Consider the following 13,873-nt stretch of genomic DNA (forward strand, 5'->3'; position numbering starts at 1 on the left):
TGGAAGTCTACGAATGACAAACAGAACAGGTCGTGAACATCATGCTGCAACGCACAGTGGTTCTAGTTGATACGTCTTATCTACTGGCGAGTTTTTACAATTCCTGGGAGGAGGGTGCCCGTGGCCAACTGGAGATATCGCTCGCCACGGTCGTGCACCGTTTAGATCAGGTCGCCCACGGGCTCGTGGACCAGCCGGTCCAGCGCCAGAACTGGTACGACGGGATCCCCGATTCCGGTCCGCACCGCTATCAGCGCACACTGCGTGTGATCGAGGGCGTGCAGTTGCGGGCCGGACAGCTGATCGAGTGGGGCGATCGGCGGACGCAGAAGGCGGTCGACACACTTCTCGTCGCGGACATGATCCAGGCTGCGTACAAGGGTCACTGTTCGGACATCGTCCTGGTGACCGGTGACGCGGACATGATCCCCGGGGTCCGGGTGGCGGTCGAGTGCGGGGTCCGGGTGCACCTCGTCGGGTTCGGCTGGGATTCCATCTCGTCCGCGCTCCGTCATGCCTGCGACACGACGACCGTGCTCGACCCGCGCACGGATTTCCACGATTCCATGCAGATACGCGTGCTCGAGGGGCCGGTTCCGCCCAAGGTCCGGACTATGGTTACCCGGCCGGCGCATCCCGGCGAGGAGGCGGACGAACCGGTCACCGAGGAGACCGTGGGCATGGTCGACGTGCAGTTGCGTTCCGATCGGGCTCCGGCGACGTCCGTGGCCGAGGAGGCGCGACTGACGGTCGCCGACGAGGAGCGGGCCGAAGCCGCCGAGGAACTGGCGGCCGACGAGCAGGAATGTGCGGCTCGGATCGAGGCCGGTGGTGACGACGACGCCGCCGGTTCCCGCACGGGCAGCAGCGGTGCGGTCACAAACGTCCCGGCCCCGACTCAGACCCCGACCCCGACGCCGACCCCGACTCCGGCCTCGGGCCAATCTTCGCCCCCGACCACAGGCCCGGCGACCGGTGTTGCGACGGGAGCGAGTGAGCCGTCTACGCCGAAGCCCGGTCCGGCGCCGCGTCCGACGCCGGCCACCGTAGCCGGAGTCGCAGATCCGGCGCCTGCTCAGCGGCAGGGAGCCGAAGCGACTCCGGGAGCCCAGACTCCGCAACCCCAGACCACGGGAGCTGCGACACCTGGCACCGCGAAGCCCGGCCCCGTGTCCGTCGGCGCTGCGCCTACTGGTTCCGCGCCTACTGACTCCGCGCCCACGAGTGGGGCGCCGAGCGCGGGTGGTCAGGCGCGACCGAACCCGTCGATGATGGCCCCGCATCGTCGACCCCTGCGGTCGAAGTTCGTACCGTTGCCGGAGGAGGTATGGACGTCGTCCGGAGAGCAGACCCCGTACGACGTGGGTCAGCAGTACGCCATGTGGTGGTACGAGCAGGCAGCGAGTGATGAGCAGCGCGACGAGGCGCACCTGCTCTCCGGGGGAGTCCTGCCTCCCTCGATCGACAGGCCCCTGCTCCAGTTCGCGTGCCAGGTCCTCAACGAGTTCACGCTCACCGAAAGCCAGCGTGTGCATCTCCGGGACGGCTTCCACGAGGGCATTCGAGGGGTTCTCCTCAAGCAGCGCTGAACGGGCCAACTCAGAACGGTGGCGGATCGTGATCGAGTCCGTCCGCGGTCGGCGGTGGTGCGTTCCTGGCGACAGAGTTGGCCAGTCGTTCCGCCGCCAGGCGCCGTGCCCGCCGGTACCAGTGGGTGCGTTCGGGCTTCAGCAGATCAAACGGGAACTGCCGGGGTGCCGGACCAGGGTCCGCGCCCGGATCCTTGCCAGAGCGGGCATGATCCGCTGATTTATGTCTCCATCTCGTCAGTGGACCGTCAGGTGCGGTGGTGATGCGATGCCCCGTGTCGGTGGTGACGGTCAGTGTCCCGTCTCGGTGCAGCTGGTACTGCCAGTCGTGAAAGGTCTTGAAACGGTGGTGGCGCCGACACAGGCAGGCGAGGTTGGATTCGATGGTGGGGCCGCCACTGTCGGGGTCAATGTGATTGAAGGGGCTGACGTGATCAATGTCGCAGTCGTCCGCGGGCACCGAACACCCCGGGTGCCTGCAGGTTCCGTCTCGTAGACGGATTCGCCGGGCGAGCTGGGTGCTGATCCGGTAGCGCCGCGCCGAGTGTGGGGTGTCGGCCGCCCCGGGCTCAGTGTCCGGGACGGAGAGTGTGGCGCCGACGCTGCGCGACAGGAGCGCGATGAGTGCGTCAATGGTCGCTGGCCCGCCGCGGGGAAGGTAGACCTCCGGCTCCCCGTCCGGTCCGAGGGGTGCGAGAACCGTAATGTGTGGTCGGATCTGGGAGGGCAGGGGCGTGTCGGCCGTAGTGTCCGTATCAGTCTGGTCTGCGAGGTGGCTGTTGTCCGCGCGATCGTCCACCGGGCGTGCAGTGAGGGACCCGGGACCGATGAGCGCGTCGACCAAGGCGTCTGCGCGGCGTTGCGCTGCTGAGCGCTGATCCTGATCGTCAGTCTCGGCAGTGTCGTTCCGCGACGCGGCTGCGACCCGGGCGGCCTGTTCTTCGGAGATCTGCTGACGCACAGCTTCTTGGAGCGCGGTGTAAATCGTCGACGCCTCGGCTGAGGTGAGGTGGGCGTGGAGGGTCGCCATTCCGTCTTGACCGCGGCGAACCTGAACGTTTCGATTCCGTAGCGCAGCGTTGCGCCTGTGGAGCACCCCTTCCGGGTCGTGTTTCTCGATGATGCGGTCCGTCTTGTTGAGGATTGCGGAGCGTCCGGGGCGCTGGCCTGACGCGATGGCCTCCATCAGCCAGTCCATCACGTCTTTCTGGATCGCCGGCCGGTGCCACGCGTCGACTGTGCGCATCTGCTTGGCGAGAAGGTCGGCGGTGCGCTCGTCGAGCTGGCCGCACTCCATAGCTTCGAGGATGCGGGGAAACTTCTCCACGAGTGTGCGCGCCAGCGTGAGGATCGAACGCGCACGATGGACGTGGACACCGTAGGCGGCCACGATCTCGGCACACGCCACGTCGTAGGGATCCACCATCGCGAAGTCCTTACGATCATCGTGTTCCGGGTCGTAGCCGGCGGCGAATAGCTGATCGACATGCTTGTCCTCGCAGATCTCATACAGCTCGTGGCAGGCACGCAACCGCGCAGCGGAAGCCCGGTTCTCCGTGTGGAGGGATTCGAGGACCGCTCGGCCCGCCGCGGAAATCCGCGAGCTCGAGTTCGAAGCCGCTGACGCTGTTCGCTGACCCATGTCCACCCCCTTGGTCCGCCACCTAATCGTGCGTGTGTTCGATTACCTTTACGGTAGCAAGGGGGTACGACATGATTGCATAAATGCCTATGAGCGCCGATTATCTTCGCAAGTAGCTAGTTCTGCCTGTGGCCTCATAGGGAGTCTCAATGGGGCAGGAGTGGGAAAGTTTGTACGATCTGGGCAAGGGGATCTGCCCAGACCGGCGGCATGCGCCACCGCCGATGTCGGGATCACGGCCGCACGCACGTACTGCTCAACCGCTTTCGCCGAACAGTTCCAGGTGCTGGGAGGTCGGACCCGGGTGGTGGTCGGGGTCGAATCGGCGCGTGTCCGGAGCGTGGCCTGACGCAACCCGAACCACCGCGGCCACACCGCACTACGAGGCGCCTCACCCGCAGACCGCGTACACAACCTGCGTGGGCAGTACACCTAGAGCAGTCGGCATGAGTGGATATCCCACCCGGGACCGGTGACGACGACGAGGACCACCGGTAGCTCGCCTCTCGGCACCTTCCCCGACGGTCGTCGTCCGCTCAACAGAACCGCCCGTCCCCTTCAGAGAGGTCTCTGGAGGGGACGGGCGGAGTGGGCGTCGTGGCACTTCACCGGCGGGACGCCACGGTAGGGGCGGTCGTCAGCGAAGCGACGGCATCAACGTGTCGCGCATCGGAGCCAGGAACCGGCCGAAGTTGTCCCAGTTGTGCATGCCGGTCGGAAGGTAGTCGACACGCGCCTCGATCCCCAGCTCGTCCAGGCGCTCGTCCATGTCGACGGTGCAGGCGTGCGTGGCCATCTCCAAGCCGGCGCCCTGGGTGAAGCGCAGCAGGTCGTGGTCGTTTCGCTGCCACTCGGTGGCGTCGGGCATGCCGGTCGCGGTCGCGAAGTAGAGCGTCTTGCCGCGGAGCTTCTCGGCGTGGAGCAGGCCGTCGTTCTCCAGGTAGGCGGGATCCGTGCGCTGGCCCCACATGTTGGCGATGTTGCCGCCGCGCGTCTCGGCCACGATCTTGGCGAGCAGGAAGCCCAGGTCGTCGCGGGCGGTGTAGCACCCGGCGATCGCGCCGACCGCCTGGTACAGCTCAGGGCTGCGCTCCGCGGTGGTGACCGCGCTGGCGGCGCCCATCGACAGACCGGCCATGCCGCGCTTGCCGCTGAACGGGATCGCGTTGTCTCCGGACTCCAGCAGCGGCGGCAACTCCTGGGTGAGGAACGTCTGCCACTTGTTACGGCTCAGCACCGGGTCGTCGTGCTGCCAGTCCGCGTGCAGCGAGCCGTCGGCTCTGGTCGGCATGACCAGGGTGACGTGTTCTCCCGCGAACACCTCCTGGATCTGTCCGGGAAGGAGCCAACCGCTCGGCGAGGGAGAGTCCACGCCGTCGAGCAGGTAGAGCATCGGCGCCGGAGCGTTCGAGGCGGAGCGCCAGATCTCGACCGGCAGGACGCGGTTCATGGACTTGGAGGCGATCCACCAGCGCTCGAAGCGCGGATCGCCGCCGGCGACCGCCGGGTCGCCGATTTCGATGCGACGCACCTCGGTGACCTCGACGGGCTCGGCCTCCATGCCTATCGGCGGGGTGGCCGCGGTGTTCTGTGAGCCGGTGCCCAATGCGGGCAGGGTGCCGAGGCCGACGAGCGAGTCGGTACCGGTCGAGCCGGTGGAGCCGACGGTCGCGGCACCGGCAGCGGCGCTCGACGGGTCGACACTGCCACCCATGTTGTTGACCGATCCGATGTTGCCGATCGAGCCCGGGTCGAGCGATGCGGGACCGCCGGAGCCCGACTGGGCCACCGCGGGCGCGGCGGCGCCGCAGGCCAGGGTCACCGCCACCACGGGGACGAGTGCGCGGCGTGCCGCGGAGGCAGGGAGGGATCTCAATTTCACAGGGGCACCTTGGTTGCTCGGGAAGGGAAGCGGCCCCACCGATCAACGCTCGGGCGTCACCGCGCTGAGACCACCGGTTGATGATAAGCCACTGAGTATTCCCAGTGGATGCCTTGAAACCCCCGGGCATGGCGCTCAGCTCGAACTTGCGCGAGCGCCCAGCGGACCCGCGCGAGCGCTCAGCCGAGACCGTGCGCGTGCCCAGCGGACCCGCCCGGGCGACTACTGCCGGGTGTCGCGAGGCAGTGTCGGTCCCGCCTGTCCACTGCCGGTCCCGTCTGTTCCGGAAGCGCTGTCAGTCCCGGCAGCGCCGCCAGCGCTGTCAGTCCCGGCAGTGCCGCCAGCGCCGCCGGTGCCAGCGGGCCGCGCCTCGCCGGCGGGGTCGGTGCCGGCGTTGTCGTCGTCGTTCCCCTCGGTCAACTGACGCCCGGCGCCCGCCGCGCCGCCCGCGGCGAGGCCCATCGAGGCGCGGATCTGCTCCAACTTGGAGCGACCCTCCGACTCGCGGGTCAGGGCCGCGGCGTCGAGCTGCGCGGACGACGTGGCACCCGTGGCCTCCGCGAGCTCCTGCTTGCCGAGTGCGGTGGTGTAGCGGTTCTCGATCTTGTTGCGGATCTCGTCGAACGTCGGGGAGTTGCCGCCTCCGCCGACCCCCTCCATCGAGGTCAGCGACTCGGTAGTCCGGTGCTGCATCTCGGCCTGCGTGGCCTGCAGCAACAGCTGGTCCTCCTGCGCGAGCGTCTCCTTGAGTCGCCGCTCCGACTCGCCGACCGCCTGCTTGGCCTGCTCCGCCGCCTGCTGCGCCTGGCCGTGGAGCTGCCGCGTGTGCTCCAGGTCGGACTCGAGGGCCACGAGCCGCCCCGCCAGCTGCTCGGCCTGCGACTCGAGCTGCGCGGCCTTGGCCTCGTCGCCGGCGCTCCGGGAGTTGTCGGCGAGCTGCAGGGTCTGCCGGATCTGGCCCTGCGTCTCCTCGAGCTGCCGGGCCTTGGTGCCCATCGCGATCTCGAGCTGCTTTGCGTTGCCGATCACCGCGGCGGCCTGGTCGGCGACGGCCTTGTGCTGGTCCCGGGCGCCCTGCATGGCCTGGTGGACGAGGACCTTGGGGTCGGCGTTGTCGTCGACCGTCTTGTCCAGCGAGGCCTTGAGGTAGTTCCAGCCCTTGGCGAAGGGGTTCGGCATGGCGACGTCCTAACTGTCGGCGTGGGGCACCGCCGGCGGCCGGCGAGCGCTACCTCTTCACGGTACCGAGCAGCGCGGCGACGGGGAGCGCGGTTCGCGGCAGGTACGGCTGCCGCCACAGGCCGCCCGACGCGGCGCCCGACGACTCGTGCTGCCACTGCACGTCGACCTCGGGTCGGCCCACGTTGAGGTCGTGGACGAGCAGTGCGGCGAGCATCGCCGAGGAGGTCTCGGGCTGGAAGATCTCGATGCCGAACGCGCCCGCGCCCTTGTAGGTGTTGGCGAGGATCTTGTTCTTGGTGACCGAGTAGGTGTCGGTGGCGGGGGCGATGTTGACGGAGACGGTGTGGCCGTCGGCGAACGCGGTGGTGGCGCGCCAGCGTTGGATCCGCTTGGCGAGCGTGTAGTTGGGGCCCTGCTGGGGGACGAGTGCGTCGTGGACGGCGGGGCCGTTGCCGGGTTCGTAGTTGCGGTGGAAGACCTTGCCGCCGGTGAGGGTGCCGACGATCTTCTTGATGTCGGTGGCCTTGCGTGCGGACAGTGCGGCGTCGGAGGCCTCCCGCACGTCGGCGGGGACGACGAAGGTGTCCATCGGGGTGGCCAGGTAGGCGAGCGCGGTGGCGGTGGAGTCGGACAGGAGGTCGACGACCAGGGCGTCCGCCGCGGAGGACAGTTGCACGTGCAGTCCGCCGTCCGCGTAGAAGTAGCTGCCGATGGTCAGCGGGGCGGGTGCGGCGGCTCGGGCCCAGGCGGCGAGTTCGGGCAGCTGGGTCAGAAGGTTGATCCCAGGGGCGCCGCTGGCGTCGGTCGGCACGTGCAGGCGCCCGGCGAACTGGTCTGTCTCGGTGCGGAGGCGGTCCCAGACAGGGCTGGTGGGCAGGTCGACGCCCATTACGTCGGCGCCCCAGCGCAGCAGTTGGTGGGCCGGGCCCATCTCGGAGCCCAGGCCCAGGACGAGCATGGCGCGGCCGGGCAGGGAGAGCCAGTCGGGGTAGTCCTGGACGAGGCGCAGGGCGGCGGCGCAGCTGGGTTCGATCACGCCGCGTTCGACCCACCGGTCGAGGTGGTCGCGCAGTGCGGCGCCGCTCAGGTGCTCGCCGCGGTAGGGGATCGAGAGGGTCTGTACGGGCTCGGCGGTGCCGGTGATCGTCTCGGTGCCCGGGGTGGAGGGGGCGACGACGACGTCGAGGTAGTCCTTCATCGGGGTCTCGACGGTCTCCCCGTCGACGTCATGGGCGCCGACCATGCGGGACTGGAGCGAGTCGAGGCCGGCTCGGGCCACGCCGTCCCAGGCTACCGCGTCGTGGACGCCCGCCGCGACGAGCTCGGTGAACGGCTCGATGTAGCCCTTGCGCCAGTCCTTGATGCGGTGGATCCGTGCGGCGGCCGACGGGTCCACGCTGGCGAGCGCGTCGGCCACCACCTGCTTGGCCAGGGTGCCCGTTGAGCGCGAGCCGGAGGGATCGGTGGGAAACCGGACACCGGTCGTGAGCGTGGACATGTGGCTCCTGTCGTCGCGTCAATACGAGGTCTTCCTCAAGTTTGCCCATGTGGCGCCGGGTTTGCGCCGCAATCGCGGGGGGTTCGGGTGAAAAAGTTCTGGCTGTGATTAACCTCACAGGCCCGGCCGACACAATTATTCCATTAAGTTTCGCTCACTTCTCAGGAAATACATAAGTCGAGGTAGGCGGCTATTTGTAGGGGCTCGCATGCGGAGATGCGCTGTGAAATGAGCCTTCAGCGCGCCGAAATCTGCTGGGGTTCGCTGTGCATTGGGCCAAGAGATGTAACAACGTCACAGGAAGTGCCGATAGCGTAACGACACGATCCGACGGCCAGTGAGCAACTCACCGGCTGGCCCGGACGGCGGGGGGGACTCCGGTCGCCGGGTCGTCAGCGAACAGACAAGGAAGGCATTTCCTATGAAGAACATGAAGCGGATGGTTGCCGTTATCGCGGCCTCCGGCCTCGCCCTCGGCACCCTGCCGGGTGTCGCCAATGCTCAGAGCGTCGAGGCGGGCCTGGGCCTCGGCCTAGCCGCTGGCTCCGTCGCACTGGGTCTCGGTCTCGGCCTCGAGGCCGGGTCCGCCAACGATCTTCCCGCCGGTTCCGATGGACTGCCGACCGATTCGCTCGAGGGTGGCTCGACCGAGTTGACCGGTTCGCTTGACGACATCACCGGTTCGCTTGACGGTGGCTCCGACTCGCTGCCCACCGATTCGCTCGAGGGTGGCTCCGACTCGCTGCCCACCGATTCGCTCGAGGGTGGCTCCGACTCGCTGCCCACCGATTCGCTCGAGGGCGGCTCCGACTCGCTGCCCACCGATTCGCTCGAGGGTGGCTCCGACTCGCTGCCCACCGATTCGCTCGACGGCGGCTCGCTCGAGGGCATCCTCGATCAGCTGACCGGTTCGCTTGACGGTGGCTCCGACTCGCTGCCCACCGATTCGCTCGAGGGTGGCTCGACCGAGTTGACCGGTTCGCTTGACGACATCACCGGTTCGCTTGACGGTGGCTCCGACTCGCTGCCCACCGGCTCGCTCGACGACATCACCGGTTCGCTTGACGGTGGCTCCGACTCGCTGCCCACCGATTCGCTCGAGGGTGGCTCCGACTCGCTGCCCACCGGCTCGCTCGACGACATCACCGGTTCGCTTGACGGTGGCTCCGATTCGCTGCCCACCGATTCGCTCGAGGGTGGCTCCGACTCGCTGCCCACCGGCTCGCTCGAGGGCATCCTCGATCAGCTGACCGGTTCGCTCGACGGTGGCTCCTCCGAGCTGCCGACCGACTCGCTCAGCGGCGGCTCCGAGAACCTCGGCTCCGGCGACATTAACCTGGGTTCCGTCTTCGAGGGTTCTGAGAGCGGCTCCGGCGAGGGTGGCTCCAGCGAAGAGCTGCTCGTGGTCGGCGCGCTCGCCGCAGGCAGCATCGGCCTGGGTCTGGCGCTCAGCGGTGGCATCAACCTCCCGGGCCTCCCGGCGATCAACGTTGCCGCGGTCTGCAACCTGCCGCAGGAGGCCATCGACTTCCTGAAGGACAACGGCTCCATGGAGCGTCACGAGTGCCTGCCCCCCGAGGAGCAGAACTGAGCTACTGACCGCTCAGTTGCTGACTGAGTCAGCAACGCGGTAGTCGCACAGCGATCCCCCGACGACCACACGGTCGGCGGGGGATTCGCCATTTCGTCCGCCCGATACCCTCGACGCCATGGCCACCCCTGACTTCGTCCTCGAGCTCCGCAAGCACGTCGGCTCCGCGCCGCTCTGGCTCGCCGGCGCCACCGCCGTGATCAGCGACGCGGAGCGCACCCGGATTCTGCTCGTACGCCGCAGCGACAACGGCTGGTGGACCCCCGTCACCGGGATAGTCGACCCCGGAGAACACCCCGCGGGCACCGCCGTCCGGGAGTCGAAAGAGGAAGCGGACGTGGAGATCCGGGTCGACCGCGTCGCCTCGATCGGCGTCTCCCGGATGGTCACCTACGGCAACGGCGACCAGGCGCAGTACATCGACCACACCTTCGCCTGCACCTATCTCGGTGGCGACCCACGCCCCGCCGACGGTGAGAACACGGACGTCCGCTGGTTCCCGGTCGACGCGCTCCCCGAGATGCGGCCGCACATGCTCGACCGTGTCGAGGCCGGCCTCGCCCGCGAGGAACGGGCGCGCATCGTGACCACCACCGAGTCGCTCTAGAATCGTGTCGCTCTAGAATCAGGTCATGTCCGCCGACCGCCTGCGAGCCGAGGTCCCACCCGTGGTGACCGCAGCCGTGGGCATAGTCGTGGCGCTGGTCAGCGGAATTTTCGGCATCAGCGCCCACGGACTCGCGGCTGGCCTCGCGGCAGGCTCCTCGGCCGTCGCTCCCGGTTCGGGAGACCTGCTCCTGGTCGGCGGGGCCAGCGTCGGAATCGGCGCCGTCACCGCTGCGCTGGCCCGGCACCGGCCGCCGTTGGTCACCGCGGGCGTCGGCCTGCTCTCCGGGCAGGGGCTCGTCCACCTCATCCTGTCCGCCGGTCACAACCATGGCGGGGCCAGGTACGGCGGGGCGGGACACGTCGGCCAGAGTCCTCTGACGCACCACGCCGCGGACCCGAATGCCGTCCGTGCGGCGATGGACCTCGGTGCCGCGGCGACCGCAGGACACCTCGCGTCACTGCTCACGCCGGCGATGCTGGGCGCCCACGTCGCCGCGGTGCTCGTAACGCTGGCCCTGGTGGCGGTCCTGTCCCGGACACTGGCCTGGGTCGCGGCCCGGGTGGCGCCGCTGCTGGCGGCTGTGCACCTCGTCGTCGTCGCACCACTGCTCGCCACCTACGACGCGCACCCACCGCGCGCGCGGTACTTCCTGACCGGCGGGGGAACGCGGGCGCCGCCCGCACTCGTGTGATCCGAACCCTCACCGCCCGTCCGCCTCGCGGCCGGGCAAACACTCCTGCCACTAAGGACACACATGCGTACCACCACCCGTACCTTCCGTAGCTCCCGCACCGCGCGCGCCGGGCTCGCCACAGCCGCCGCACTCGCGCTGGCACTGGGCACCGCCGCCTGCAGCAGCGACACCGACGCCGCTGGCACCGACGTCTCGGGCACCGACTCCGCAAGCAACACGAGCGCCCTCGTGCTCGACGACGGCTGGGTCAAATCCTCCGCCGAGGGCATGACCGGTGCGTTCGGCACCCTCCGCAACACCGGCGCGGAGGACGTGCACATCACCGGCATCACCTCACCCGTGTCGACGCGCGTCGAGATGCACGAGACCGTGCCCGGCGGCAGCGGCATGATGATGCGGGAGAAGGCGGGCGGCTTCGTCGTCCCCGCCGGCGGCGACCTGGTGCTCGAACCCGGCGGCGACCACATCATGTTCATGGACCTCACCGACCCCGTCACCACCGGCCAGGTCGTGCCGCTCGAACTGACCCTCGACGGCGGCGACGAGCTGGAGATCAGCGTCACCGCCCGCGACTTCAAGGGCGGCGAGGAGGAGTACGTCGGCGGCGGTCACGGCGGTAGTGATGCCGGCGACCACGGCGGTCACTCCGGCGGCCACGGGGAGGGCATGAGCCACGATGGCTGACCAGGCCTCCCGCGGGCTGTCCCGGCGGTCGGTGCTCACCGGCGGTGTCGCCGCCGTGGTGGGTGGCGGCGCCGCGGGCGCGCTCGCCGGCTACGCGGGGCGGGGGATCGTCGACGACGACGAGACCGTCGACTGGAGAACCGTCGCCGACTCCCGGGTGGTCGGGACGAGCTCGGAACCGTTCCACGGACTCCACCAGGCCGGCGTCACCACGGCCCCGCAATCGCACGCGGCCTTCGTGGCGTTCGACATCGTGCCAGGCGCGACCCGCACCGAGGTCCAGGGCGTGCTGCGTGCCTGGTCCCAGGACGCGTCCCGGCTCACGCAGGGGCGCGGCGGACTCGCCGACCTCGAGCCCGAGCTGGCGGCGGACCCGGCGCGGCTCACCGTAACGGTCGGGCTCGGGCCCGGCTTCTTCGACGCGACCCGGATGCCGGAGCGCAAGCCCACCTGGCTCGAGCAGTTGCCGGCGTTCCCGGAGATCGACCAGCTGGACGACAGGTGGTCGGAGGGCGACCTGCTGCTGCAGATCTGCGCCGACGATCCCGTGGTGGCCTCGCACGCCGCCCGCATCCTGGCCTCCGGGGTGCGGGGGGTGGCGCGGCAGCGGTGGGTGCAGCGCGGGTTCCGCAAGGCAGTGGGCACCGACCCCGCCGGGCGGACGCAGCGCAACTTGTTCGGGCAGATCGACGGCACCGTCAACCCGACGCCGGAGGGGGACATGGACTTCGATCAGATCCTCTACTCCGACGGCCGCTCGTCGGACGGGCAGGTGCAGCCCTGGATGCGGGGCGGGTCGGCGCTCGTGCTGCGGCGCATCCGCATGACGATGGACACCTGGGAGGAGATCGACCGCACCTCCCGTGAACTGTCCGTCGGCCGCACCCTCGACACCGGGGCGCCGCTGGGCGGTGTCGCCGAGCATGACCCGGCCGACTTCGAGGCCGTCGACGACGTGGGCCTGCCCGTCATCCCCCCGGAGTCTCACATGGCACGGGCACGGCAACGAAACCGGGGCGAGGCCATGCTGCGGCGGCCGTACAACTACGACGACCCGCCCGCGCCCGGCGAGATCAGCAACTCCGGGTTGCTGTTCGCCGCCTACATGGCGGACCCGGTGCGCACCTTCATCCCGGTGCAGCGGCGGCTCGCCGAAAAAGACGCCCTCAACACGTGGACGGTGCCGATCGGGTCTGCGGTGTTCGCGCTCCCGCCCGGCGCGCCCGAGGGCGGCTACGTGGGGCAGGGGCTCTTCGAGGGATAGCCGGCGTCAGATCGCGTCCGCGATCGCCGCGGCCATCGCCTCCTGCCCGAGCGCGGTGGGATGCATCTGCGCGGTGTTCGGGTCGCCGAGGAAGGAGGTCCACCGCTGGTCGGCGGGGGCGCAGGCGCTGCGGTCCACATCGTCGGTCGGCATCACGGCGACGTGGCCGTTGCGCTCGGCGGCCGCGGCCACGGCGTCGTTGATCTGGCCGGTGACCGCGCGCGCCCACTCAACGTTGTCCTGGCCGATCCCGTCGGTGATGGCGCAGCCGTCCTCGTCGCTGGCTGGCACGAGGGGCATGTACTGGGTGGTGACGACCGTCGCGTCCGGGGCGGCGTCGGCGATGGCCTCGTAGACGTCGTCCACCGCGCCGCTCTCGCCGAACGTCGCGTCGATGGCTGCGGTGACCTGGGTGTCCATCACGGACTTACAGTCGACCGGGGTGCCGACGGTTCCGGACATGATGCACTGCACGATCGCGCCGAAGCCCACATCGTTGCCGCCGATCGACAGGGTCACCAGGTCCGTGTCCTCGGTGAGCGTGCTGATCTGCGGCGGTGCGCCCTCGTACTGGGTCACGGTGAGGATGTCGGGGACCTGGGCGCCGCCGCACGTGGAGTCGGTGAACTCGCCGACCCCGGGGCCCGCCGCCAAGACGTGCGGGTAGTTAGCGAGCGAGCGGGCGCACCCGGCCGGGCCGCCGGCGGGCCGGGTGTTGTCGCCCAGTGCCGCGTACGAGTCGCCGAGGGCCACGTACTCGCCGTAGGCGGGTGCGGCGAGCGAGCCGAACGGGCCCAGCGAGTCGGAGGTGCTGCCCGTGGCGATACCGCTGGAGCCGAGTGACCCCGCGGTGATCGTGCCGTCGGTCTCCTCTGTCGATGCGGCCGAGGCCAGCGGCGTGACGGCCAGCGCGATCGCGGCACCCATCGCGACAACCGCGGGCACGCGGGGCGAATGGTGTCGGGTCGGGGAGGTGGTGGAGGTGGGATGTGAACGACGACGACGAGATGTGAGCACCCTCACAGTGTGCTCCCTCAGGGGTCGCGTTTCCGGCGATTGGCGGGGACTGGTGCCGGATGGGCCGGGTGGGGCTGCTGGGGTCGGGTCGAACTCAACGGTCGCGCTACCCGGCCGGTCGACGGGGTGGTCGTCGTCGTAGTTCTCGTCGTCCTGATCGGGGTAGTCGGCGCGGCGGTCGTCGGCGCGATGGTCGTCGGCGCGGCGGTCCGGACCCACC

11 protein-coding genes are annotated in these 13,873 nt (G+C 69.5%); 6 read left to right on the forward strand and 5 right to left on the reverse strand.

Annotated elements, in window-relative coordinates; genetic code table 11:
• Window positions 1–41 precede the first annotated feature (41 nt).
• Window positions 42–1,589: an NYN domain-containing protein gene (locus tag OPF83_RS05345; protein WP_264886181.1), complete on the forward strand. Its 1,548-nt coding sequence runs from the start codon at window positions 42–44 to the stop codon at window positions 1,587–1,589.
• Between the two features lie 10 nt (window positions 1,590–1,599).
• Here the strand turns inward: OPF83_RS05345 and OPF83_RS05350 are convergent, their stop codons facing one another.
• The 4 genes from OPF83_RS05350 to OPF83_RS05365 form a co-directional block, all read right to left on the reverse strand.
• Window positions 1,600–3,231 carry an HNH endonuclease signature motif containing protein gene (locus OPF83_RS05350; protein WP_264886182.1) on the reverse strand — a complete coding sequence of 544 codons (1,632 nt, stop codon included), beginning with the start codon at window positions 3,229–3,231 and terminating at the stop codon, window positions 1,600–1,602.
• 637 nt (window positions 3,232–3,868) lie between these two features.
• Entirely contained in the window at window positions 3,869–5,113 is a 1,245-nt protein-coding gene (locus OPF83_RS05355; protein WP_264886183.1) for an alpha/beta hydrolase family protein, read from the reverse strand.
• A 222-nt stretch (window positions 5,114–5,335) separates the two neighbouring features.
• Window positions 5,336–6,292, reverse strand: a complete 957-nt coding sequence (locus tag OPF83_RS05360; protein WP_264886185.1) for a PspA/IM30 family protein — start codon at window positions 6,290–6,292, stop codon at window positions 5,336–5,338.
• 49 nt (window positions 6,293–6,341) lie between these two features.
• Entirely contained in the window at window positions 6,342–7,793 is a 1,452-nt protein-coding gene (locus OPF83_RS05365) for a hypothetical protein (protein ID WP_264886186.1), read from the reverse strand.
• 421 nt (window positions 7,794–8,214) lie between these two features.
• Between OPF83_RS05365 and OPF83_RS05370 the strand changes: the two genes are divergently transcribed.
• From OPF83_RS05370 to OPF83_RS05390, 5 genes are all read left to right on the forward strand, one after another.
• Window positions 8,215–9,384: a hypothetical protein gene (locus OPF83_RS05370; RefSeq protein ID WP_264886187.1), complete on the forward strand. Its 1,170-nt coding sequence runs from the start codon at window positions 8,215–8,217 to the stop codon at window positions 9,382–9,384.
• A 118-nt stretch (window positions 9,385–9,502) separates the two neighbouring features.
• Complete coding sequence (locus OPF83_RS05375) at window positions 9,503–9,991, forward strand: NUDIX domain-containing protein (RefSeq protein WP_264886188.1); 489 nt, start codon at window positions 9,503–9,505, stop codon at window positions 9,989–9,991.
• A 25-nt stretch (window positions 9,992–10,016) separates the two neighbouring features.
• A complete protein-coding gene (locus OPF83_RS05380) occupies window positions 10,017–10,685 on the forward strand; it encodes a hypothetical protein (RefSeq protein WP_264886189.1) in 669 nt (222 codons plus the stop codon).
• Between the two features lie 63 nt (window positions 10,686–10,748).
• A complete protein-coding gene (locus OPF83_RS05385) occupies window positions 10,749–11,372 on the forward strand; it encodes a copper chaperone PCu(A)C (RefSeq protein WP_264886190.1) in 624 nt (207 codons plus the stop codon).
• The gene (locus tag OPF83_RS05390) at window positions 11,365–12,636 is read left to right on the forward strand and encodes a Dyp-type peroxidase (RefSeq protein WP_264886191.1); all 1,272 of its coding nucleotides are present in this window, start codon (window positions 11,365–11,367) and stop codon (window positions 12,634–12,636) included. Before OPF83_RS05385 ends, OPF83_RS05390 begins: the two co-directional genes overlap by 8 nt.
• A gap of 6 nt (window positions 12,637–12,642) precedes the next feature.
• Here the strand turns inward: OPF83_RS05390 and OPF83_RS05395 are convergent, their stop codons facing one another.
• Complete coding sequence (locus OPF83_RS05395) at window positions 12,643–13,581, reverse strand: SGNH/GDSL hydrolase family protein (protein WP_264886192.1); 939 nt, start codon at window positions 13,579–13,581, stop codon at window positions 12,643–12,645.
• Between the last annotated feature and the right edge of the window lie 292 nt (window positions 13,582–13,873).

The organism is Dietzia sp. NCCP-2495, assembly GCF_026011735.1.
In the GTDB taxonomy this organism is placed as follows: domain Bacteria; phylum Actinomycetota; class Actinomycetes; order Mycobacteriales; family Mycobacteriaceae; genus Dietzia.

Coding starts and splice junctions, on each gene's coding strand:
- OPF83_RS05350 (WP_264886182.1), bottom strand. CDS start 3,231: ATGGGTCAGCGAACAGCGTCAGCGGCTTCGAACTCGAGCTCGCGGATT.
- OPF83_RS05375 (WP_264886188.1), top strand. CDS start 9,503: ATGGCCACCCCTGACTTCGTCCTCGAGCTCCGCAAGCACGTCGGCTCC.
- OPF83_RS05360 (WP_264886185.1), bottom strand. CDS start 6,292: ATGCCGAACCCCTTCGCCAAGGGCTGGAACTACCTCAAGGCCTCGCTG.
- OPF83_RS05385 (WP_264886190.1), top strand. CDS start 10,749: ATGCGTACCACCACCCGTACCTTCCGTAGCTCCCGCACCGCGCGCGCC.
- OPF83_RS05345 (WP_264886181.1), top strand. CDS start 42: ATGCTGCAACGCACAGTGGTTCTAGTTGATACGTCTTATCTACTGGCG.
- OPF83_RS05365 (WP_264886186.1), bottom strand. CDS start 7,793: ATGTCCACGCTCACGACCGGTGTCCGGTTTCCCACCGATCCCTCCGGC.
- OPF83_RS05390 (WP_264886191.1), top strand. CDS start 11,365: ATGGCTGACCAGGCCTCCCGCGGGCTGTCCCGGCGGTCGGTGCTCACC.
- OPF83_RS05380 (WP_264886189.1), top strand. CDS start 10,017: ATGTCCGCCGACCGCCTGCGAGCCGAGGTCCCACCCGTGGTGACCGCA.
- OPF83_RS05370 (WP_264886187.1), top strand. CDS start 8,215: ATGAAGAACATGAAGCGGATGGTTGCCGTTATCGCGGCCTCCGGCCTC.